Below are 23,197 nucleotides of genomic sequence, written 5' to 3'. Positions count from 1 at the left end.
TTCTCTCCATTATATATCGACAGATATTGAATCTAGATCTGATATACGGTAAATATTTAATGTGGTTATTCCATAAATAACTGATCAGAACATTGAGCTTTGAAAAAAGCGGATAAAATATTGTAAATTGAACACAGGAATGGACTAACTTATGAGTGATGAAATAACCTCACCAGTACAAAGCAATAACTATGATGCCGCTTCTATCAAAGTTCTCAAAGGTCTTGATGCTGTACGCAAACGTCCTGGTATGTATATCGGTGATACTGATGATGGATCGGGTTTACACCATATGGTCTATGAAGTTGTAGACAATGCTATTGATGAAACTCTAGCCGGTCATGCTACTCTTGTAAACGTCACGCTCCATGCTGATGGTTCTTGTTCTGTTCGTGATAATGGACGTGGAATTCCGACAGATATCCATCCAACAGAAGGTATTTCTGCAGCTGAAGTTATTATGACACAGCTTCATGCCGGCGGAAAGTTTGATCAAAACTCTTATAAAGTTTCAGGCGGATTACACGGTGTTGGTGTCTCTGTTGTGAATGCATTATCCGTTTGGCTTAAATTGCAAATCAAACGCAATGGTAAAATTCATGAAATATCATTTACCCACGGGGTAGCTGATGCTCCATTAAAAGTTATTGGCGATTGCGATAGAGAAAGTGGAACAGAAATCAGATTTTTACCAAGTTCTGAAACTTTTACTATGGTTGAGTTTGATTTTGAAACTTTGGAGCGCCGCTTACGGGAATTAGCCTTTCTAAATTCTGGGGTTTATATTCTTCTTGTTGACGAGCGTCATGCTGATATTAAATCAGTTGAATTGCATTATGAAGGTGGATTAACGGAGTTTGTCAAATATATTGACCAATCAAAAAAAGCCCTGCTTGATAATCCTATTTATATTGCAAGTGAAAAGGATGGTATGAGCGTTGATGTTGCCCTATGGTGGAATGATTCCTATCATGAGAAGGTCTTGTGTTTTACCAATAATATTCCTCAGCGTGACGGTGGAACTCATTTGATAGGTTTTAGAAGTGCCCTTACGCGCCAAATTAATGGCTATGCTGAATCTTCAGGTATTGCTAAAAAAGAAAAAGTGAACTTAACCGGTGATGACTGCCGTGAAGGATTAACAGCTATTCTTTCTGTCAAAGTTCCTGATCCAAAGTTTTCTTCACAAACAAAGGATAAGTTAGTCTCTTCTGAAGTGCGCCCTATTGTTGAAAATTTGGTCAATGAAGGTCTTTCAGTATGGCTGGAAGAACATCCTCATGAAGCAAAACTTCTCATTAGTAAAGTGGTAGAAGCTGCAACAGCACGTGAAGCAGCGCGCAAAGCACGTGAACTCACAAGACGAAAAGGGGCACTTGATATCACTTCTCTGCCAGGAAAGCTTGCCGATTGCCAAGAACGTGATCCTGCAAAATCAGAAATCTTTATTGTCGAGGGGGATTCGGCTGGCGGTTCAGCAAAAAGTGGGCGCTCACGTCAAAATCAAGCAATTTTACCCCTTCGTGGTAAAATCCTCAATGTTGAACGAGCACGTTTCGACCGCATGCTCTCATCTGATATGATTGGAACACTTATTACAGCTCTTGGAACGTCTATCGGTAAAGATGAATTTTCACCGGATAAATTACGTTATCATAAGATTATTATCATGACGGATGCGGACGTTGATGGAGCCCATATTCGAACTTTGCTGCTTACTTTCTTTTTTAGACAAATGCCTGAATTGATTGAACGTGGTCATCTTTATATTGCTCAGCCTCCTCTTTATAAAGTATCGCGTGGAAAATCTTCCCAATATATTAAAAATGAAGCAGCGTTTGAAGAATTCTTGATCGATACTGGATTAGAAGAAACAACGCTTGAGCTTTCAACGGGAGAAGTTCGTGCAGGGGCTGATTTGTATCAACTCGCTAAAGATGCTCGTATATTACGTCAACTTTTAAATGGTCTTCATACCCGTTATGATCGTAATATTGTTGAACAAGCAGCAATTGTTGGCGCTTTTAATCTTGAAGTCTTTGCATCACAAGAAAAAGCGCAAAAAATAGCAGATACTATAGCACACCGCCTTAATCTGATTGCTGATGATATGGAACAAGGTTGGAGTGGACAATATACAGCAGATGGAAGTTTATGTTTTGAGCGTATTTTGCGTGGTGTTAAAGATGTTGTTACGCTTGATGTGGGACTTATAAATTCAACTGATGCACGTCAAATTGATCGCATTTCCCAAAATTTTATCGACATATATCATCCTCCTGTTCTTTTACGTCGCAAAGATAAAACAGAGCGTATTTTTGGTCCTATGAGCCTCTTAGAAAGCATTTTTACAAACGGTAAAAAAGGTGTTACTCTTCAACGTTATAAAGGTCTTGGGGAAATGAATGCTGAACAACTTTGGGAAACAACGCTTGATCCCAATGCACGTTCTCTTTTACAAGTAAAAATTAATGATGCAACCGATGCAGATTCACTTTTTTCTCGTCTCATGGGTGATGAAGTTGAACCTAGACGTATTTTTATTCAAGACAATGCCTTAAACGTTGCCAATCTTGATATCTAAAGGTACTCTTCTGTTTTTGGCTGTGTAAATGTCGTAGTTTTATACGTTGTTTTTTCGTAGTTGAACATTCCCTCTCTATTTCATTTACGATAAAAGAAAAATAAGGAAGATCATATACATGGCAATTGAAACAGAACGTGTAGGAACCAAGGGTGGCATGGAGCACTCTTTTGGTTTTACAAGAGTAGATGAAACGCAAAAACAATCCATGGTGGATGGTGTGTTTCATTCTGTCGCTGAAAATTATGACAAGATGAATGATATCTTATCCTTAGGGCTACACCGTGTGTGGAAAAATTCCATGGTTGCTTGGCTTTCCCCACCAGCACTTTCTCATTGGAAAGTTCTTGATGTCGCTGGCGGTACAGGTGATATTGCTTTTCGTATTCTTAATGCTTCACGCCAAAAAGCCCATGCTACAGTACTTGATATTAATGGCTCAATGCTCAGCGTTGGCAAAAAACGCGCACAAAAAAATGGTCTTGCCCCTCTGATTGATTTTGTTGAAGCCAATGCAGAAAATCTACCTTTTGAAGATCAAAGCTTTGACGCTTACACGATTGCTTTTGGAATTCGCAATGTTCCTCATATTGATCAAGCTCTTAGAGAAGCTTTTCGTGTTTTAAAGCCCGGTGGACGTTTCTTATGTTTAGAATTTTCAAATGTCGAGATGCCTTGGCTCGATAAAATTTATGATCTTTGGTCTTTCCATGCTATCCCTACGCTGGGTCAATTTATCGCAAATGATGGCGATGCTTATCGTTATTTGGTTGAATCTATCCGCAAATTTCCTAAGCAAGATGATTTTGCCCATATGATCAAGCATGCGGGGTTTTCGCGGGTATCGTACCGCAATCTCACCGGTGCGATTGCAGCGCTGCATTCAGGTTGGAAAATTTAAAAATGGTGCAAATTTCCCCTTACTTTCAATTGATGCGTGCAGGATGGGTTTTAACACGTGAAGGTGTTTTAAGTGCTCTTCCTCATGATGATCTTCAAGGATTTCCAGCGCTATGTCATCGTATAGCGGGCGCATTAGCAAGACGCAAAACAAAAAAGAAACAGCGATCTGAAAATATTTCGTATGCCATTAATAAGCTTGGACCCTCTTACATAAAACTTGGTCAATTTCTTGCAACAAGGCCTGATATTGTCGGCCATGATATTGCGAAAGATTTGTCACAACTACAAGATCGCGTCCAAACATTTTCTTGTACCGCCGCTATTGCTCAAATTGAAAGTTCTCTTGGTCGCTCTATTGATGATTTATTCGTAAATTTTTATCCCCCCATTGCCGCCGCTTCTATTGCTCAAGTTCATCCAGCTGAATACAGTGATGAAACTGGCCATACGACAAAATGTGCTGTAAAAGTTATTCGTCCCAATATCAGAGCACGTTTTTCTAAAGATCTTAGAGGATTCTATCTCATTGCTCATTTACAAGAGCGCTATATCCCTGCCTCTCGAAGGCTTCGTCCTGTTTGTGTAGTGGATACTTTAGCACAAACAACACGGCTTGAAATGGATTTACGCCTAGAAGCAGCAGCTATATCTGAAATGGCTGAAAATATTCAACATGATACAGGCTTTCGGGTTCCACGTATTGACTGGGAACGGACAGGACGTAATGTCCTTACAATGGAATGGATTGATGGTATAAGAATATCCGAAACTTCCAAACTTAAAGAAGCAGGTTTTGATTTGAAGGCGCTCGCTATTACGCTTATTCAATCTTTTCTTCGCCATACATTGCGTGATGGTTTTTTTCACGCCGATATGCATCCTGGTAATTTATTTGTAGATGAAAAAGGATGTATTGTTGCTGTTGACCTAGGCATTACAGGAAGGCTTGGTAAAAAAGAAAAGCATTTCCTTGCTGAAATCCTTTATGGCTTTATTACCCGCGATTACCATCGGGTTGCACGCGCCCATTTTGAGGCAGGTTATGTTCCTTCACACCATAATATTGAAAGCTTTGCGCAAGCCAACCGCGCTATTGGTGAACCAATTCACGGACAATCAGCACAAAGCATTTCCATGGCTAAATTGCTCACTTTATTGTTTGAAGTCACTGAATTATTTGACATGCAAACGCGACCTGAACTTTTATTGTTGCAAAAAACGATGGTTGTTGTGGAAGGCGTTGCCCGCACATTAGACCCCACTTTTAATATGTGGAAAGCTTCTGAACCCGTTGTCAAAGAATGGATTAGTAAAAATTTAGGACCCGTAGGCGTTGCCAAAGACTTTAGTGAAGGAGCACAAGCTCTCCTTTCGCTGGCACGCAAAACACCACAATTGGTTCAAAATTTCCAACGGATAGAAGAAGATTTTAATCAAATGAGAAAAACAGGTTTTAATCTTTCTCCTACTACCCTCAAACAACTTGCTGTGGAACAAAGTCATCGAAACCGTTATGGTCGTTATAGCCTTTTCATCATTGCACTTTGTTGCACTTTTCTTACTTTTTACTTTTTTCATCTTTTCTAATCTCCTTAATATGCTAAAAATATCAACAATGAAATCATTGCAATCATTTTATTTCTTGGAGGTATTTTATGGCCAGTATTACCATTCGTAACCTGTCTCCTGAAACCAAAGAAGCTTTGCGCATACGCGCCGCGCAAAATGGTATTTCTATGGAAGAAGAAGTCCGACGCCTTTTAAGCAATCCCACTCCTCTCACCACACAACCCCTTCATGCTAGTGCTGTTGAAGTGAAATCATTGAAATCAAAATCTCTCCTTCTTATTATTGGTGGAAGTATTGCATCCTATAAAGCACTTGATTTGATTCGCCGTTTACAAGAACGTGGAGCACACTTAAAAGTTGTAATGACAAAAGCAGCGCAAAAATTTATTACGCCTTTAGCCGCTGAAGCTTTAAGCGGTGGTACTGTATATACTGATTTATTTTCACGCGAAGAAGAACATGATATTGGACATATCCGATTAGCACGTAATGCTGACCTTATTATTTTAGCCCCTGCTACAGCCAATCGCATTGCAAAAATAGCCAATGGCATAGGAGATGATCTGACTGATTGCATTCTTTTAGCGGCACGCTGTCCACTCTTAATTGCACCCGCCATGAATCCGTCCATGTGGGCGCATCCTGCCACTATTCGCAATGTTGCACAACTGCGCGCAGATGGCGTTCATATCATCGGACCAGAAATCGGAAATATGGCTGAACGTGACGAGATAGGATATGGGCGCATGAGCGAACCTTTAACTATTGTTGCTACCATAGAGGCTCTTTTGAATGGGCATGAAAAACCTCTCTCTGACCGCCATTTCATCGTTACCTCTGGCCCTACCCATGAACCAATTGATCCAGTACGTTATCTTGCTAATCGGTCTTCAGGTAAACAAGGCCATGCCATCGCAACCGCTCTTGCGCATTTGGGTGCAAAAGTAACACTTATTTGTGGACCTGTTAATCTTGCAGACCCACAAGAAGTAAAAACCATTCATGTTGAAACAGCACAACAGATGTTACAAGCCGTTCAAACCGCATTGCCTGCTGATGGTGCCATCTTTGTTGCCGCTGTTTGTGACTGGCGCAGTCAAACGCAGTCTTTACACAAAATTAAAAAGAATGCTCATAAAATACCACCATCCCTTCATATGGTCGAAAATCCTGACATTTTAGCAACGATTGGACACGCTCCAAACCGCCCCTCACTGGTCATTGGTTTTGCTGCAGAAACATGTGATATCATTGCCAATGCGCAAAAAAAATGTGTTGAAAAAGGAGCTGATTTCATTCTTGCTAATGATATTTCTCTTCAACTAGATGGCACAAGTGTCATGGGTGCTGATACAAATCAAGTTTATCTCGTAAGTAGAAAAAAAGTTGAACAATGGCCCCATATGAGTAAACAACACGTAGCGCAAAAATTAGCAAACGTGATTGTATCATTTTTTGCCCCCAAAACACCTACTCCTCATGAGGAAAATATACCCCTTTGCAAATAATAACTCTTCAAACGCGTTGATATTAAAAAAACCTATAAAATAGAACTGACAATAGGTGTCTATTCATCTCGATTGTTATACAATATTTTTGATTTATAATGATAATCTCGCATTGTTCATATTAAATTAGAACCCAAATATCGTAAGATTCTCTCATTTCCAATCTCTCTCATGTTAAAGCAATAAAAATCATTTTCTTGTACATTGCAAACAAGGATAGCTGTATGAATACAAAACGTTTAAGAAAGAACTAAAAACGCTTATAATGGGCCGTCTCGGGCAACACTGAGGATGATGGTGCCAGCGTGCTCTTTTTATTAAGCGTAAAGATAGTGATGCCCTATAAGTTTTATATTATTCACGAGAACTTTGCCCTTATACCATTCACAAGCGCTGTCGCGAAATGGGTGTGACGAGCGTTGGGAAATATTTTTTTAAAATCCCGTATCACCTTAGCCTTCATAAAAGTAGGATCTCTTGCACCACTGTCTCCCCAGCTTATAAAAAACAAGCTATCATTTACTTTGGCTACCATCAATTTTGACAAAGCTCTTGCACTGGATAAAATTTATAAAAAGCATTTTCTTTCTTCAATGTTTTTATCCCCATATTGGTCATATTTATGATATGCAAATAAATGATTTTGATTGTTTCATGATGAGAGCAGTTAATGAGAAAATATGACAACTTTATTTGGAGCTCTTATTCACTATGAAAAATAATATATAAATCAATATATTATAATATCTCAATGCAATTTAAAGCATATCTCACATTAACGCTTATAAAGAGTATAGACAAAATTCACTGCACCACTGTCTAAACTGACGCCTTTATTATTTTCCTCAGTGATCGGTCTTTAAGATTAAATGTGTGTGTCCTCTCTCCAGCATACCAAGACCACAAAGATTAGAATTTTATCCATGATATCCTCCATTGTAATGATTCATGAAAAGCATTTTTATTCCTCTATCGAAAGCCTTGTATCCATACATTGGTCTTGTCTATAATGTGCAAGTAAATAATTTTTTGATGTTGAATAGAGACTTTGAAATTAAAGAATATTTCTATATTTTGGATTCTTATTCAAGTTGAAAATGATCAATTCTCTTCATAAATTAATGGTGTTATTATCTAAAAATTATTTGATACAGTGCACCACTTGTACGAAAAGTGCTTCAATGAATTCTTATTTCATTGCACTTATAGCTTTTAAAATCTCATCATTTTTAATCATCAGTGGTGTCTCTCATTCTTTGCCTCTTCTTAAGAAAGAGCTCTTCCATGGGATCGGACGGTCAATCGCCTAAGCTTATTTTTTCCACTTTTATCATATTAATCATTCTGTTGTCCAAAATCAGAATATCTACGGCGCTACTACGTTACTCCTATATAACTACGTGCTTGTTTTACACAGATATCTTTCAATAATTGCCAAAACACTCTTATGAAGAGTATACACTCTCCATGAATGGTATAAAATACATTATGCTATCCATTTTTACTGAAATAGAAGGTACAAAGCGGCACCATCATACTCTTTTTCAGTTTTCAATGCGACGATAATGTTTGCATTAAGAGGATTCATAAAAGATATTTCACGCCTTTTTGAAAGTACTCTTATCTGCACACCACCTCCGTTTATGACATATTAACAAACGATTTCAATTGATCTAATATGAATAGGACTAAAATGAGAAATCCTCATGATATTTAGGTTTTTCACTCATGTTGTGAAACAATAAATTATCATTATAAATCAATATATTGCTTTAATAAAAGATAAAGTATAAAATTTTATATTATGCTTTCTTTGGCTAGCAATTTTTATTAACCTTAAAGCCAAGGAACACTATTTTTGTGTAATGCGTGCCATGGTCTTTTGGGAAAGCATTTTGTGTAAATATGTCATAAAGGCGGCTGCAAAAAGCGGTGTTGCTAAATTAAGAATTGGAATTGAAACAAAAAGCGCTATCAATAATCCTGCACCAAAAACCGTTGTGTAATGAGTATGTAAAAAAGCACGTGCATCTTGCTCTGTTCGAAAACGATAAGCAGCAAACAAGAAATATTCATGACCGAGCAAATAACCATTAATAAGATAAAAAGCAATTAAATTAATACCTGGTATGAAGAATAAAATAAAAGCAATTCCATTACCAAGAAGGCTTAAAATAACAAATTTAAAGGAAATGATAAGAGAACGCCGAAACGGCAAAGCTTGTCCAATAGGCTCGTTTGAGTAATCCTCTTTTTCAATAATTTCAGCAGCAGAGTCAATGAAAAAACCACCAATCATAGCTGCGATTGGTGCAATCAAAAAAGCCAACAAAAGAGCCAAACCAAGATTAAAAATGATAAGCATGCTAAAACCAATCCATCCTGCCCAACTAGGGAGTCCAGGAAGAAATTGAGCAATCCAGGGCCAAAAGTAAGACACAAAAAGTTGGTGCACACATAACCATAAAATGGTGAGAGTGAAAAAAGTAACCCCCAATGCTTTCAGTATCATAATACGATATTGCGAGGTCAAAAGACGTTGTAAAGCACGATAAGCAGCAGTAAAAATCATAGATTAATAAACTAAGGAAAGACGCAAAAAAAACAAGAAATATATTTAAAGAATGTACTGTATAATTTTTTCTTTCTTTGAACTACAAGATTTTTTTCAAGAACATTATAAAAAACGGCTAGGGCTTCTTTGTTTAAAATAAAGTTTTAATGAATAGAAATTTTGAATTTTAAAAACCAAGAAGAATTTAAAAAGCAGCTGTTGTAGAAGAAATTTTTAATATTTTTGTACAGAGTGTAGATTATTGCATTTGTATGATATATGTAAAAAATTAAGGAATAATAACTATTTGGGAGGAAAGTTGTTTACTTTTATTTATTCAGTAGAGTTGTTTAACTTCGTTTAGCTACGTGCTTAATTGTTTTGCACAATTCCTAATACTCTGTACTTTTCTACTATTTGGCGGCATGCTTTTTCCTCTTGTTTTTATTCAAAACAATATTGAGTTCAATGGAATAGGAGTATTTTGAGCGTATTCAATTTTAATTGTAAAAAGCATGCGCTTTAAAGAAACCTTTTGAAAAAAACCTTGCTCTGATGTTAGCGTTTCGCTAATATAGCGTTGTCGTATTCATTATCTTTAATGGATTATTTTAGCCTTGTTAGCGCCTTATACTATAAGGTTTCTTTTCTTCAAAACTGTTGATACGAATGATTAATTGGATATTCATTTTTATTAAAAAATAAGGCGTTTGTTAACCACACAAGGAGTGAATTTTAATACCAAAGTAAAAAATAAAAAAATGTAAGTTCTTAAAACTTATGAGAAATTTATTATAGGAAATACTCTTCATGATGCATATGATTGTTATGATATGGGAAAAATTAAAAATTAAAAAACAAGCTATACGTACACTGATAAAAGTATTAAATAGACTCCTTTGTTCAACCGGTAAAGCAAATGTGACTGCTTAAGTTCTATATTCTTTCAAATCATGCAAAAGATGCACAATATTTAAAGGAAGGTTATAAAGATGAACTGGATTACAAATTATGTTCGTCCTAAAATTAACTCTATATTGGGGCGCCGTGAAATTCCAGAAAATCTATGGATTAAAGATCCTACCAGTGGTGAAATGGTCTTCCATAAAGATCTGGAAGCTAATCAATTTGTAGCTCCCAATTCTGGCCATCATATGCGTATCAGTGCTAAAAATCGTCTCATGCATTTTTTTGATGATGGTGTTTATACAACTCTTGAAAATCCAAAAGTTGTAACAGATCCTTTAAAATTTCGTGACGAAAAACGCTATATTGACCGGTTAAAAGATTATCGTTCTAAACTTGGTGTTGATGACAATATTTTAAGTGCACGTGGTACGATTGAAGGCTTACCAATTATTGCAATCGTTCAAGATTTCGCCTTTATGGGTGGATCACTCGGTATGGCTTCAGGAGAAGCTATTATCAAAGCTTTTGATACTGCTATTGCTGAAAGGCGCCCGCTGGTTCTTTTTGCTGCTTCTGGTGGTGCACGCATGCAAGAAGGAACACTCTCGTTGATGCAAATGCCTCGTACAACAGTAGCGATTGAAATGTTGAAAGAAGCAAAACTTCCCTATATTGTTGTGCTGACCAATCCAACCACCGGTGGTGTTACTGCTTCTTACGCCATGCTTGGTGATATTCACATTGCCGAACCTGGCGCTATGATTGGTTTTGCTGGTCCACGTGTAATTCAACAAACTATACGCGAAACCCTACCAGAAGGTTTTCAAAGTAGTGAGTATCTGCTTGAACATGGTATGATTGATATGGTTGTATCGCGTTTAGACATGAAAACAACCATTGCACGTCTTTTACGCTTGATGATGAAACGCCCTGCTGTTTTTAACCCTTCTGATCCATCCCCAACAGACTCTCAAACATCGCTTTCTACAACAAAAGCAGCTTAAATTTATGCAACAAAGCCAAATACAAAGGGTGGTGGATGATTTACTAAAAAATTATCCGAAGAAATTTGATCTTTCTTTAGAGCGTATTGTTCACCTTTTAGAGCGTCTTGGTAATCCACATTTAAAACTTGCACCTGTTATTCACATCGCTGGAACAAATGGCAAAGGATCTGCCTCAGCAATTTGCCGTGCTCTTTTGGAAAGTGCAGGCTACCGCGTTCATGTCTATAGCTCACCTCATCTCGTCAACTGGAATGAACGCTGCCGGTTAGGTCAAAAAGGAGGTGGTCAACTTGTTACAGAAAACCAATTAGCTGAGACAATCCATGAAATTATAAAAGTAAATCGTCAAGAGCCGATTACTATTTTTGAAATTTTTACAGCCGCTGCCTTTATGCTGTTTAGTATACATCCAGCTGATGTTGTCATTTTAGAAGTTGGATTGGGAGGACATTTTGATGCTACCAATGTCGTTAACAAACCAGCTGTATCACTTATTATGCCCATTGATTATGATCATGAGATCTTTCTTGGAAAGACAATTGCTCAAATCGCTTTTCAAAAAGGAGGGATTATCAAACCAAACGTTCCTGTAGTCATTGGAAAGCAAAATTATGAAGAAACTCTTGCTACTCTAATACCCCTTGCTAATAAAAATAAAGCATCTTATTCTCTATTTGATCAAGATTATCAAAGTTATAAAGAACATGGACGTATGGTTTTTCAAAACAATCAAGGTCTCATGGATCTTCCCCTTCCTAACCTTATTGGAGACCACCAAGTTGCTAATGCTGGCGCGTCTCTTGAAGCAGTCTTTCAAGCAGGTTTTCAACTTTCAGAACAAGCCATAAATGATGCTTTGAAAAATATTTATTGGCCCGCACGAATGCAACATCTTACCCAAGGACATTTGGTTGATCAACTGTCTCCTAATATCGATTTATGGTTAGATGGTGGTCATAATCCTGCTGCTGGAAAAGTTATTGGAGCAGAACTTGCACAATGGAGAAAAAAAACAGATCGTCCTATTATTATGATTGCTGGCATGCTCAATACCAAAGATGCTGTCGGTTATTTTCGTTCCTTAGCAAACCTTGTCGATAAAGTATATACGATACCGCTGATTAACAATAATGCAAGTATCTCTCCAATAAACTTAGCTGAATCAGCGCAAAAAGCAGGAATCCTTGCTACTCCACAAGCTCATCTACAAGATGCTTTGCATAAGATTAAGGTGGAATATAAAGAGGCAATTGTCCTTATTGGTGGTTCCCTTTATCTTGCGGGCGATATTTTGCGTGACAATAAAACACCTCCGTGCTAAAAATTAGCCATTTTTAAAACTTTGAAAGATAGACTTTTTCATCATGCAACTTGATTGTGCACTTTATCAACATCCTAAACTTATTACTGTTTTTGGCGGATCTGGTTTTGTAGGACGACATGTCGTTGAAACTTTGACTAAGCGGGGGTATCGCGTTCGTATCGCTGTTCGTTGTCCACAAAAAGCTTATTACATGCTTCAAATAGGAGAAGTAGGACAAACCCAAATGCTTAAAACAGATATCAAGCATCGTGCTTCTGTTGCACGCGCATTGCTTGGAGCTGATGCAGCAGTGTTTTTGCCTGGTAGCTTAAAACAAGCAAATCAATCGAATTTTAAAAAAACACAAATTGATGGTGTTTACAATGTTGCTGAATTAACAGCAGAAACTGGTATTCCGCTAATCTATATGTCAACACTTGTGGCTAACGAGAATGCTTCATGTCTTTATGCACGTGTTAAGTTTATGGGTGAACAAATCATTCATAATAAGCATCCTCAAGCAATTATTATCCGTCCATCCGTTATCTTTGGACCAGAGGACTGTTTCTTTAACACCTTGGCAGATTTGTCACGTTTTTTACCAATTATGCCTCTTTTTGGAGGTGGGCAAAGCAAATTGCAACCCGTGTATGTTGGTGATGTTGCTGAGTTTATCGCGCGCGCTTTAGATGGACAAGTTGCTTGGGGAAAAAATTATGATCTTGGTGGTCCCCAGATTATCACCTTCCAAAATACTCTTGAAAATATACTCAAAATTATTCACCGTAAAAAAACAATCCTATCCATGCCCCTTTCTGCTGGTCTATTGATTGGAGGAATTTTGGGAACAGTCGGTAAATTGCCTTTTGTACCAACACTCGTAACAGCCAATCAGATACGTTTTTTGCAAATGGATAACATTGTTTCTAAAGAAGCTATAGAGAATGGATATACTCTAGAAGGTGTGGGAATTACCCCCAGAGCAATGGCAGCATTCTTGCCAAGTTATCTTTGGCGATTTCGTCCACATGGTCAATTTTCCCAAAACCTATTCGTTTAGAATAAATTCTTCTAAAACTGAGTTAATTATTTGATTTATAATTCATCGCTCGTTGTTAGCAGTTTTAAAATCAGAGTGTTCAATAGAGTGATGTTTTTACATTTTAAATACTCTATTCAGTATCACAAAAAATGTTTAATCGTATATCTATAATCTTTTGATAAAAATCGTTGAAAACAAGAGAAAAGCACTTCTTATAAACTGTCTTTATCCAAGAGCAGATGCAACATTGGAATCCTAAAGAACCGATTCTGAATTGCCTATTCATAAACATGATAGCCTATGGCTTTGCATTATATTATTTTGCTAAAAAGCTTAATAATGAGATTAAAGTAATACTTCCTTTTTCAACAACCGCATAAGTGAGTAGAATATGGGTATACTACTTTCGATATTATCCCATAAAAAATCGATATAAAAACTGTGAAGCAATGCACCATTTTTATTATTTAAAAGGTATTCCCTCTAGAGATTTTTAAAAGCTTTAAAGTTACGTGAAAAGGATAGAGTTTTGTTTATATAATAAGACTTATCATGAAGATCTCTTATTCTGTTAGTAACATCACTACTCAGATCCGTAAATGCATATTTGTTGCACAAATTTATGGAGATTTTAAAAGAGCTTTTTCACATAGAGAAGTCCTCTTCTTGTCTTGCATTTTTTTTTAATTTCTCCTACCGTCTTGGAAAAACTTATTTTAAAGGAATGAAGAATGGCAGCTCAAGATTTTGTTGTCAAAGATATTGCACTTGCCGCTTATGGTCGTAAAGAACTTAATATTGCTGAAACTGAAATGCCTGGTTTGATGGCTTGTCGTAAGGAGTTTTCTTCCAGCCAACCTTTGCGCGGAGCGCGTATTTCTGGCTCATTGCACATGACAATTCAAACAGCTGTTTTAATTGAAACATTAAAAGCGATTGGCGCCGATATACGGTGGAGCTCTAGCAATATTTTTTCTACGCAAGACCATGCAGCAGCAGCTATCGCCGCAACTGGCATTCCTGTATTTGCCGTTAAGGGTGAAACATTGGAAGAATATTGGACTTATATAGATGCAATCTTCCAATGGCCAGATGGTAATCCTTCCAATCTTATTTTAGATGATGGAGCTGACGCCACAAACTATATTTTAATGGGAAGTCGTGCAGAACAAAATAAAGATATTTTATCGCATCCCAAAACAGAAGAAGAAGAAATTTTTTTCAAACAAATACAAAAGCGTATGGATGCAACGCCAGGTTTTTTTACACGACAGCGTGCAGCAATTAAAGGTGTAAGCGAAGAAACCACAACAGGTGTAAACCGTCTTTATCAGTTACAAAAAGAAGGACTTCTACCTTTTCCTGCTATTAATGTTAATGATAGCGTCACTAAATCAAAGTTTGATAATAAATATGGATGTAAAGAATCATTGGTCGATGGTATTCGACGTGGAACAGACGTGATGATCGCCGGTAAAACTGCCATTGTCTGTGGTTATGGTGATGTAGGTAAAGGTTCAGCAGCATCTCTTTCTGGTGCTGGGGCTCGTGTTAAAGTAACAGAAATTGATCCCATTTGCGCTCTTCAAGCCGCTATGGATGGCTATGAAGTTGTTAATTTGGATGATGCTGCTTCCAGTGCTGATATTATCATCACGACAACAGGCAATAAAGATGTTGTTCGTTTAGACCATATGCGACAAGTAAAGGATATGTGTATTCTTGGAAATATTGGTCATTTTGATAACGAAATCCAAGTCGCTGCCCTTAGAAATTTGCCATGGACAAATATAAAACCACAAGTTGATATGATCACCTTTCCCGATGGAAAACGCATCATTTTGCTCTCTGAAGGGCGTTTGTTAAACCTCGGGAATGCGACTGGGCATCCTTCTTTTGTCATGTCAGCCTCGTTTACTAATCAAGTTTTAGCGCAAATTGAACTTTTTACCCGTGCAGAACACTATACAAATGAAGTCACTGTTTTGCCTAAACATCTTGATGAAAAAGTTGCACGTCTACATCTTGATCGGTTAGGAATAAAATTAAGTGTTTTATCAGAAGAACAAGCCGCCTATATTGGAGTCTCACCACAAGGACCTTATAAACCAAACCATTACCGTTACTAATACGTTTCCTTGGGTTAAAAAAGGGAAAGATGCCGTGCCTAGCTTTGGTGACTATAACCCCAAAGAAAAAGCTCAAAAAGTGATCCGAATCTATACGTATATATTTTGCCTTTTTTTCTTTTTTTCTCCAACATGCGCTGTTGCTCAGTCATTGGAAGGTTATTTACCATTTTTCTTCACTTTTCCAAATAGTCCATGGCTGCTTTTAGCGCTGTGTGGAGGAATTTCTTGTGCTTCACTTCTCTCGTGCATAGCTGTTACCGTGCGTGCAAAAAAAACTGCACAGAAGCCTTTGAAGATACTTCAGGCAAATTTTTCTGAAAAACTTAAATATTATGAATGGCTTCTGAAAGAAACCGAGCAATTCCTTCTTATTTGGGAAAATCCAACAACCTTACCCCGTGTTGTTGGTGCTCTTTCTGCATTGCAAAAAATAGGAATCGATCAGAAAGATTTTCAGCGTTTTGAGCTCTGGGTTGAAGAAAATTCTCTGCGAGAACTTGATTATGCATTGACTCAACTACGTTGTAAATGTCACCCTTTTGATCTTTCTATCACCACCACAAACAATGTACTGCTACAAGTTACAGGAGTCATCGCAGGAACAGTCGCTATTGCTCGTTTTCAAGATATCTCAAAACAACAGAGTGAAAATGCTCGTTTACAGAAAGATATCGCCCGCCTTCTTACTGAACTGAGAATGCAGCGTAATCTTCTTGATCTTATTCAAGAGCCCGTATGGATAAAAGATTGTGAAGGAAAAGTTTGTTTTATCAATCGCGCCTTTAGAGAAATGACAGACTTTCCTGAAGACAGTGATGACGTGGGGGATCTTTTCAATGAAAATACACAACGCAAAACAGATGAAACAGAAACAATTTTTCAAGAACATGTTCATACGGTTATTGGTGGAGAACGGCACCGTTTTCATCTCACACGTATTACAACAGCTGAAGGAATGGCAGCTTTTGCACGTGATGACAGCGCATATGAAAATCTTGCTCATGAATTAAGATATGTTCTTCAAAGCCATTGTGAAACACTTGACCAAATTTCAACAGCTGTAGCCATTTTTGATACAAACCAAAAATTAAAATTCTGTAATCATGCTTTCAAAATTTTATGGCCGTTGGAGAGTTCTTTTTTAGAAAGTGAACCAAGCCATACATTGTTTCTTGAACGTTTACGTGAAAAGGGGCTCATTGCTGAACACCCTGATTGGCGCGCATGGAAAGAAGAACTTTTAAAAGCCTATTGGCAAACAGAATCAAACCAACAAATTTGGAATCTTCCAGATGGGCGTACGGTGCGTGTTGTCTCGAACCCTCATCCACAAGGAGGTGTCACTTGGCTTTACGAAAACCTTACAGAAAAAATTGATCTTGAGCGCCGTTATAATACACTTATTAAAATACAAGGTGAAACACTTGATAAACTTTCTGAAGGCGTGGTCGTTTTTGGTACTGATGGACGCCTTCGCTTATCGAATCCTGCCTTGTCGAAATTGTGGTCTCTTCCTTATAATTTACTGGTAGAAGGAACCCATATTACACAGTTACAAAGCCATTGTTCAGCCTTAACCTTGGGGACAGAATGGGATCAGTTTACCAAGTTCATTACCGGTTTTGCTGAAAAACGTGAAACATTTTCAGGTCGTATAGATCTTAAAAATGATATGATTATTGACTATACTCTGGTCCCTCTTCCTAATGGACAAACGATGCTTACTTTTGTGAATGTTACGGATACTGTCCATGTTGCGCGTGCTCTTCAAGAAAAAAATGAAGCATTAGAAAGTGCTGATCGTTTGCGTAATGAATTTGTCCAACATGTTTCTTATGAATTGCGCACACCTCTCACAAATATTATTGGATTTTCCGATATTTTACGTGATCAAATTTTCGGCTCTATCAATGAACGTCAACAAGAATATCTTGAACACATTCATTCAGAATCAGGAACTCTTTTAAATATTGTTAACGATATTCTTGATCTTGCTACCCTTGATGCAGGCATTATGGAGTTGGACATAAAATCGGTTAACATTGCCGATGCTATGATACAAGCAGTAGCACGCGTAGAAGATCGCCTTAATGAACGTCATATTACGCTTTTACAACAAATTTCCCCTTCCTTAAATTCTATTTCTGCTGATGAAAAACGCTTGCATCAAATTTTTGTGAATGTACTGAGCAATGCTATTAATTTTGCAACGGAGGCGAGTACTATTGAATTTTGCGTCGATGAACAAGATGATAACATTGTCTTTAGCGTTCACAATCAGGGCTCTGACATCCCAGAAGACGTCCTTGATCGTATTTTTAAACGTTTTTCTTCCCATTCACACCATGGTGGGCGTGCGGGAGCGGGTCTTGGCCTTTCCCTTGTGAAAAGTTTCGTTGAACTACACGGTGGACATGTTGAAATTCTTACCGGTTCTGGAAAAGGAACAACAGTTAAATGTTTTTTCCCACTCTCCAAAGGAGATAAGATTTTTTAATTTTAACTCTTATGATAACAAAAATTTTTCATCCATTTCATGGAACTTTTAATGAATTTTAGTTTTTTTCTTGAAAATGAAGAGGCAACAAAGCTTTTTGCACAAAATTTAGCTCTTTCTTTAAAGCCAGGAGATCTTGTAACGCTGCAAGGGGATCTTGGAACTGGAAAGTCAACCATTGCACGTACAATCATCCAAACACTTGCAAACGATAACACTATGGATGTTCCAAGCCCTACTTTTACTCTTGTGCAAAGCTATCAACTTCCAAAGTTTGAAATTATTCATGCTGATCTTTATCGCCTTTCTATGGCAGAAGAAATTGATGAATTAGGGCTTCATGAAGCTCGTGAGAAAAATATTTTACTTGTTGAATGGCCAGAAAGAAATACAGCTCTTTTAGAGCTTGCCACTTTTGCACTCACCTTACACTATAAAGAACATGGGCGTCATGTAACAGTTAAATCAGCACAACATTCCATTGAATGTTTGCAACAGTCTTTTACAATTCGTACATTTTAAAAAACATAGATATAATCATGGGCATCATCATTTTAATTTATAATACCTCAGTACGTACCTATGAAATTTGAGATGATGAACAACATAAATAAGGCTTCATGGAGGCACCGACCATGGAAGATGAAACGAAGTGCTGACTCTTTCATATAACAATGACATAAATTGCAAAGGACAGCCGTTAATTTATAGGAATTCATCAATTTATTTTAGAGAATCTGATACCTACAATTTTGATTCTAGAGAATAGTATAAGAGAATTTTAAATTGAAGTGGTAACCCTTTAGAAGAGCATTCTATAACCTGTAGTGAATTGCTTGTTTCTTTCTGCTTAAAAATTGTGAGCTTCAGAAAAGTAATTTGCAAAGTTTTTGCTTAAAATCTCCTTTTATGTGTTGAAAGCACTATCTATCTCAATAGTCTTATCTAAGAAAAAATACCTTTATGAAATTATCATTCACCCAATATTTTTAACACGCATATAAGGAAAGAATTGCCTATATTCTTCATACAAAGTAATTTTTTATAAAAATGGTCAATTGAATCATGCATAAAAGCACGAATTCTTAAATTCATTTAAAATTTTGATTTTTATTGTCTTTTCATTATAATATAATGCAAAAAAGAATATTTTAAAAAAGTCAAAAGGAGAGACAAAACTTCTCTCCTTTATAGTGATTATATGTGGAATTAACTAAGCCCATCTTTTATCCATTCAGAAAGACGTCCTTTAGAGGTAGCGCCAACCATATTCGATGAAATATTTCCATTTTTAAACATTAATAATGTAGGGATAGAACGTACTCCGTATTGGGTAGCCAGTTCCGGATTTTCATCAATATTTACCTTAGCAATTTTAACTTGATTTTGCATTTCTATTGAAATCTCATCCAACATTGGAGCAATCACTTTGCAAGGGCCACACCATTCTGCCCAAAAATCAACCACAACAGGGGTGGAAGAGGTTAGAACTTCACTTTCGAAATTGTCCTTATCAACTTTTATACACGTCATTGATTTATCCTTTATATTCACTTTTTATAGATTGGTATAATAACAATTCATATCAAGTTATTGCAAAGATAAATTATTAAAGGACTTTTTTACACTAGAGATTGTGCATTGTGTTTGTTTGGGCGATTTTATGAAAGTAAATAAAGTGTAAAGATGATTTGCAAGGAAAAGAGTAGCTTATAAAGCAACTTCACTAAGAAATGCCTCAAGTTTTTCTGGAGGAAGTTTAAAAATTTTGGCTTCTTTACTGTAGATAAGCAGAGCCTGGATATCTTTATCGGGATGAATAGCTTGCAACAATTTTCGATAAAGAGCCATTTGCAACCAGTGATGGGAAGCAATAGCAGCTTCATTTTCTGGCGGGGTTCCTGTTTTAAAATCGGCAAAGATAATACTGTTTTGCGTGATGTAAAGACGGTCAATTTGACCAGAAATTGCTTGTTCTTTTCCACGAATTTTCACAATACCCATTAAGGAGACCTCAGCACGTGAATGCTCAGAGAAAAGGGGCTTGAGGTAAACATGATCTAATATTTTCCAAACATGGCGAAGAGCATCTTCTCTTTGGCTTTCATCCCAATGAGAGGCTTTGATATTGAGATAGTTTCGAGCATAATCTCGACGTTTTTGTGGGGGACAATCGGGTAAGTATTGTAACAATCGGTGAACGAGATTACCATATTCAATGGAAAAAGCCCTGTTGGTATTTTTTTCTCCCAAAACAGGCGAGACGCTATGATATTTTGAATTAGAAGAAATATCGGTATCAGCCTCAATGGAAAGACTAGCAACTGAGGGTCTTAACGGTTTTGGTAGCACTGGTTCCTCTGGTATTTTATGGGAGAAAAAAGCAGGTAACGGTGGTAAGGTTTGGCATTCAGCACAAGGGACTTTTGAGTTTATAGAAGCAGAAGAAGCAGGTGTAATGCAATAACGCCAAGCTGCAATATCTTCCGAAGAATCTTTTATAGCAAGGGCATGCGGTTCGAGGGCTTTTTTTACGAGTTGTAACCATGTATGAGATGGCGTTTTCGGGCCTTTATATCCACAAATAAACAAGCGATCTTCAGCACGTGTCATTCCTACATAAAGAAGACGCCTATATTCTTCTTCTGCACGCTCTTTTAAATATGAAATTGCTTGTTTAGAGAGTTTTGTATCAAACTTTTCATTGGGATGCCAAATAAAGGCTTGTTTTCCATTCCATTGTGCATTGTTTAAAGGAACTTTAAGCAAGTGAGGCGCATGCTGAGGATGCCAAATCGCACTACCTGGATCGACTAAAAACACAACAGCAGCCTCTAGTCCTTTTGCAGCATGAACAGTCATAATGCGAATTTCTTCATTACTTTGTTCAAATTCACGTTTAATTTCTGGTTCGCTTGCACTTAATGTTTCTAAAAAAGCTTGTAATCCTGGTAATCCTGTTTTTTGAATAGTGAGCGTATAATCCATAAAAGCATCGAGCACATCATTTGCTTCAGATCCTAAACGAGACAGAATTTTTTGTCTTCCCTTATCATTATTCAAAATATGGCTATAAAACTCGAAAACCGGTATTTTATCCACTAAAGCGCGATAATGGTTTAGCTTTTCAAAAGTATCTTTAAAAGATACCTGCGATGATGTATGCGCACACAGACTTTGCCAAAGAGAGCCGGTGCGGTGTGCTGCAAGCTGATAGAGTTCCTCTTCACTAAGAGCAAAAAGTGGGCTTTTTAAAACACAAGCAAGAGAAAGATCATCTTGTGGCTGTAAAACAAAACGTGCAAGCGCCATTAAATCACGGATACTAATATGTTTGGTAAGCTGTAAACGATCAGCCCCTGCTACGGGAATATTACGGTGTTTAAGAGCACGAGAAAGAGCTGAGACAAATTGATCACGTTTACGGACCAAGATCATAATATCACTTGCACGTATTAAGCGTCCTTTTGCTGGAAGCATTTCGCCTTTTTGTAACCAGTCGGCAATCGTTTCAGCAATTTTTTCTGCTAAACGCACTTCAGGTGTATCTAAATGATTAACAGTTGCATGCCAATCTTGAGGAAAGTCACTCGTTTCTTTGGAAATGGCATCCCATATAACAACTTCACCGGGACTATGAATACGAATAGCTTCATGCACCGTTTTTGTATTTTCTGCCGAAAGTCCTTTATAGTTTTCTGGTGTTTCAAAAACAAGATCAACACTTTTAAGAACATCTGCTGTAGAGCGAAAAGAATAATGCAGTTGTATTTTTTCAAATTGCTGATTTGTTTGCTGCACTTTTTTTTGAATAATTCGTCCATTTGCAGCAAAATTTTCTGGAGCAGCGCCTTGAAAAGAATAAATAGATTGCTTTTCATCTCCAACAGCAAAAAGAGTGCGTATGTTTGTTCGTTGGCTATACCCTGAAAAAAATTCCTGTGCCAACAGTTGAATAATTTGCCATTGCTCAGGGTTGGTGTCTTGTGCTTCATCAAGTAGAATATGATCAAGTCCCTGATCAAGTTTATAGTGCACCCATTGGCTTGCACCTTTGCGCTGTAACAAATGAAGTGTACGCTCAATAAGATCATCAAAGTCTAAGAAGCCATTGGACTTTTTTAGATTCTTATAAATTTTGAGATAAATAGCACAAAGCTGAAAAGCAGCCATATTGAGAGTGGCAACCTTTGCGCATTGATATTTTTCTAAAAGAACAGAAAGCTTGTTTTGTTTATCTTCAAGCATTTGTTGAATAAAAGGCCAAATTTCGTCTGATTTTTTACGAGATAAATTTGAAAAATTACGCGGCTCACCTTTGATTGTAAAATAAATATCAGAAATAATATTGAGAATATTTTTCTCATCATGCACCTTTTCTAATTGGGAAAGTTTTTCCACCATATCCTTAAAGCTTTGACTACCATTGATTTCACAATGCTTAAGAGCATAAAGAGGAAGGCGCGCTGTTTGTTTAATTTGTTCCAGCAGATATTGATTTGTTTCATTGGGCGCTAAGTTAAAAAGCGCGCGCAATTTTTCTTCTCCATTTTCAGATAAAAGAGAAGATAAAAAATCAGACAATTTATGTTGCTTTTCAACTGCTTCATAGAGCAATTGGTTAAAAGTATGTTCGCTAATAACTTGAAGTAACTGTTGCAAAGCAGGTTGTACATCACGACGGGCTAAAAGTTGACGACGGGATTCTTGTCGTAATTTTTTTCGACCGATATCATCGGGAAGTTCAAAATGTCCTGCAATATTGGCTTCTAACATAAATTGATGTAAGAGAGCTTCACAAAAAGCATGAATCGTTTGAATTTTTAAGCCACCAGGCGTTTCGAGAGCACGCGCGAAGAGTTGTCGTGCATAAGTTAGTTTTTGCGCATTAACAGGCTTTTTTTCAAACCGTGTTAAGGTTTCTTGCAGCTGTGCATCATCGAGCTCATTCCAACTGGAAAGCGTGCGAAAAATTCGTGATTGCATAACAGCAGCAGCAGCTCTTGTATAAGTAAGGCATAAAATACGTGCTGGAGGCGTACCGTTTAAAAGCAAACGGATAACACGTTCACTTAAAACGTGGGTTTTTCCAGATCCAGCATTTGCAGAAACCCACACGTTTTTTTGGGGATGTGTTGCTGTTGCTTGTGCATCAAGAGCGGCTTCAGGAATAGAAAAAAACGTCATGA

General features: G+C 37.2%; 13 protein-coding genes. 10 read left to right on the top strand and 3 right to left on the bottom strand.

Translation table 11 applies throughout. From position 1 onward, the window contains the following. Positions 1-151: 151 nt before the first annotated feature. The 4 genes from gyrB (at position 152) to coaBC (ending at position 6,564) form a co-directional block, all read left to right on the top strand. Positions 152-2,584 carry a DNA topoisomerase (ATP-hydrolyzing) subunit B gene (gyrB, locus tag PVV63_RS00895; RefSeq protein ID WP_273790211.1) on the top strand — a complete coding sequence of 811 codons (2,433 nt, stop codon included), beginning with the start codon at positions 152-154 and terminating at the stop codon, positions 2,582-2,584. A gap of 118 nt (positions 2,585-2,702) precedes the next feature. Next, positions 2,703-3,485, top strand: a complete 783-nt coding sequence (gene ubiE, locus PVV63_RS00890) for a bifunctional demethylmenaquinone methyltransferase/2-methoxy-6-polyprenyl-1,4-benzoquinol methylase UbiE (protein WP_273790210.1) — start codon at positions 2,703-2,705, stop codon at positions 3,483-3,485. Between the two features lie 2 nt (positions 3,486-3,487). Further along, positions 3,488-5,074, top strand: a complete 1,587-nt coding sequence (gene ubiB / locus PVV63_RS00885; protein WP_273790209.1) for a 2-polyprenylphenol 6-hydroxylase — start codon at positions 3,488-3,490, stop codon at positions 5,072-5,074. Between the two features lie 68 nt (positions 5,075-5,142). Next, positions 5,143-6,564 (top strand): bifunctional phosphopantothenoylcysteine decarboxylase/phosphopantothenate--cysteine ligase CoaBC, encoded by a 1,422-nt coding sequence (coaBC, locus tag PVV63_RS00880; protein ID WP_273790208.1) that lies wholly within the window; start codon positions 5,143-5,145, stop codon positions 6,562-6,564. Positions 6,565-8,416: 1,852 nt separating this feature from the next. On the opposite strand, the gene PVV63_RS00875 is transcribed toward coaBC, so the two are convergent. Continuing rightward, positions 8,417-9,136 carry a sulfate transporter family protein gene (locus PVV63_RS00875; RefSeq protein ID WP_273790207.1) on the bottom strand — a complete coding sequence of 240 codons (720 nt, stop codon included), beginning with the start codon at positions 9,134-9,136 and terminating at the stop codon, positions 8,417-8,419. 974 nt (positions 9,137-10,110) lie between these two features. Between PVV63_RS00875 and accD the strand changes: the two genes are divergently transcribed. The 6 genes from accD (at position 10,111) to tsaE (ending at position 18,530) form a co-directional block, all read left to right on the top strand. Further along, the gene (accD, locus tag PVV63_RS00870; protein ID WP_273790206.1) at positions 10,111-11,031 is read left to right on the top strand and encodes an acetyl-CoA carboxylase, carboxyltransferase subunit beta; all 921 of its coding nucleotides are present in this window, start codon (positions 10,111-10,113) and stop codon (positions 11,029-11,031) included. 4 nt (positions 11,032-11,035) lie between these two features. After that, a complete protein-coding gene (locus PVV63_RS00865) occupies positions 11,036-12,355 on the top strand; it encodes a folylpolyglutamate synthase/dihydrofolate synthase family protein (protein ID WP_273790205.1) in 1,320 nt (439 codons plus the stop codon). Between the two features lie 43 nt (positions 12,356-12,398). Then, positions 12,399-13,397, top strand: a complete 999-nt coding sequence (locus PVV63_RS00860) for a complex I NDUFA9 subunit family protein (protein WP_273790204.1) — start codon at positions 12,399-12,401, stop codon at positions 13,395-13,397. A gap of 713 nt (positions 13,398-14,110) precedes the next feature. After that, positions 14,111-15,508, top strand: a complete 1,398-nt coding sequence (gene ahcY / locus PVV63_RS00855; RefSeq protein ID WP_273790203.1) for an adenosylhomocysteinase — start codon at positions 14,111-14,113, stop codon at positions 15,506-15,508. Positions 15,509-15,542: 34 nt separating this feature from the next. Next, positions 15,543-18,008, top strand: coding sequence for a PAS-domain containing protein (locus tag PVV63_RS00850; RefSeq protein ID WP_273790202.1), 2,466 nt, complete (start codon positions 15,543-15,545; stop codon positions 18,006-18,008). A gap of 51 nt (positions 18,009-18,059) precedes the next feature. After that, positions 18,060-18,530 (top strand): tRNA (adenosine(37)-N6)-threonylcarbamoyltransferase complex ATPase subunit type 1 TsaE, encoded by a 471-nt coding sequence (gene tsaE / locus PVV63_RS00845; protein ID WP_273790201.1) that lies wholly within the window; start codon positions 18,060-18,062, stop codon positions 18,528-18,530. A gap of 687 nt (positions 18,531-19,217) precedes the next feature. Here the strand turns inward: tsaE and trxA are convergent. Both trxA and addA read right to left on the bottom strand, forming a co-directional pair. Then, positions 19,218-19,541 (bottom strand): thioredoxin, encoded by a 324-nt coding sequence (trxA, locus tag PVV63_RS00840; RefSeq protein WP_273790200.1) that lies wholly within the window; start codon positions 19,539-19,541, stop codon positions 19,218-19,220. A gap of 177 nt (positions 19,542-19,718) precedes the next feature. Continuing rightward, entirely contained in the window at positions 19,719-23,195 is a 3,477-nt protein-coding gene (gene addA, locus PVV63_RS00835; RefSeq protein WP_273790199.1) for a double-strand break repair helicase AddA, read from the bottom strand. Positions 23,196-23,197 lie beyond the last annotated feature (2 nt).

This window comes from Bartonella sp. CM31XJBT, assembly GCF_028618555.1.
GTDB lineage: Bacteria > Pseudomonadota > Alphaproteobacteria > Rhizobiales > Rhizobiaceae > Bartonella.
This window is presented reverse-complemented; position numbering and strand designations above follow the sequence as displayed.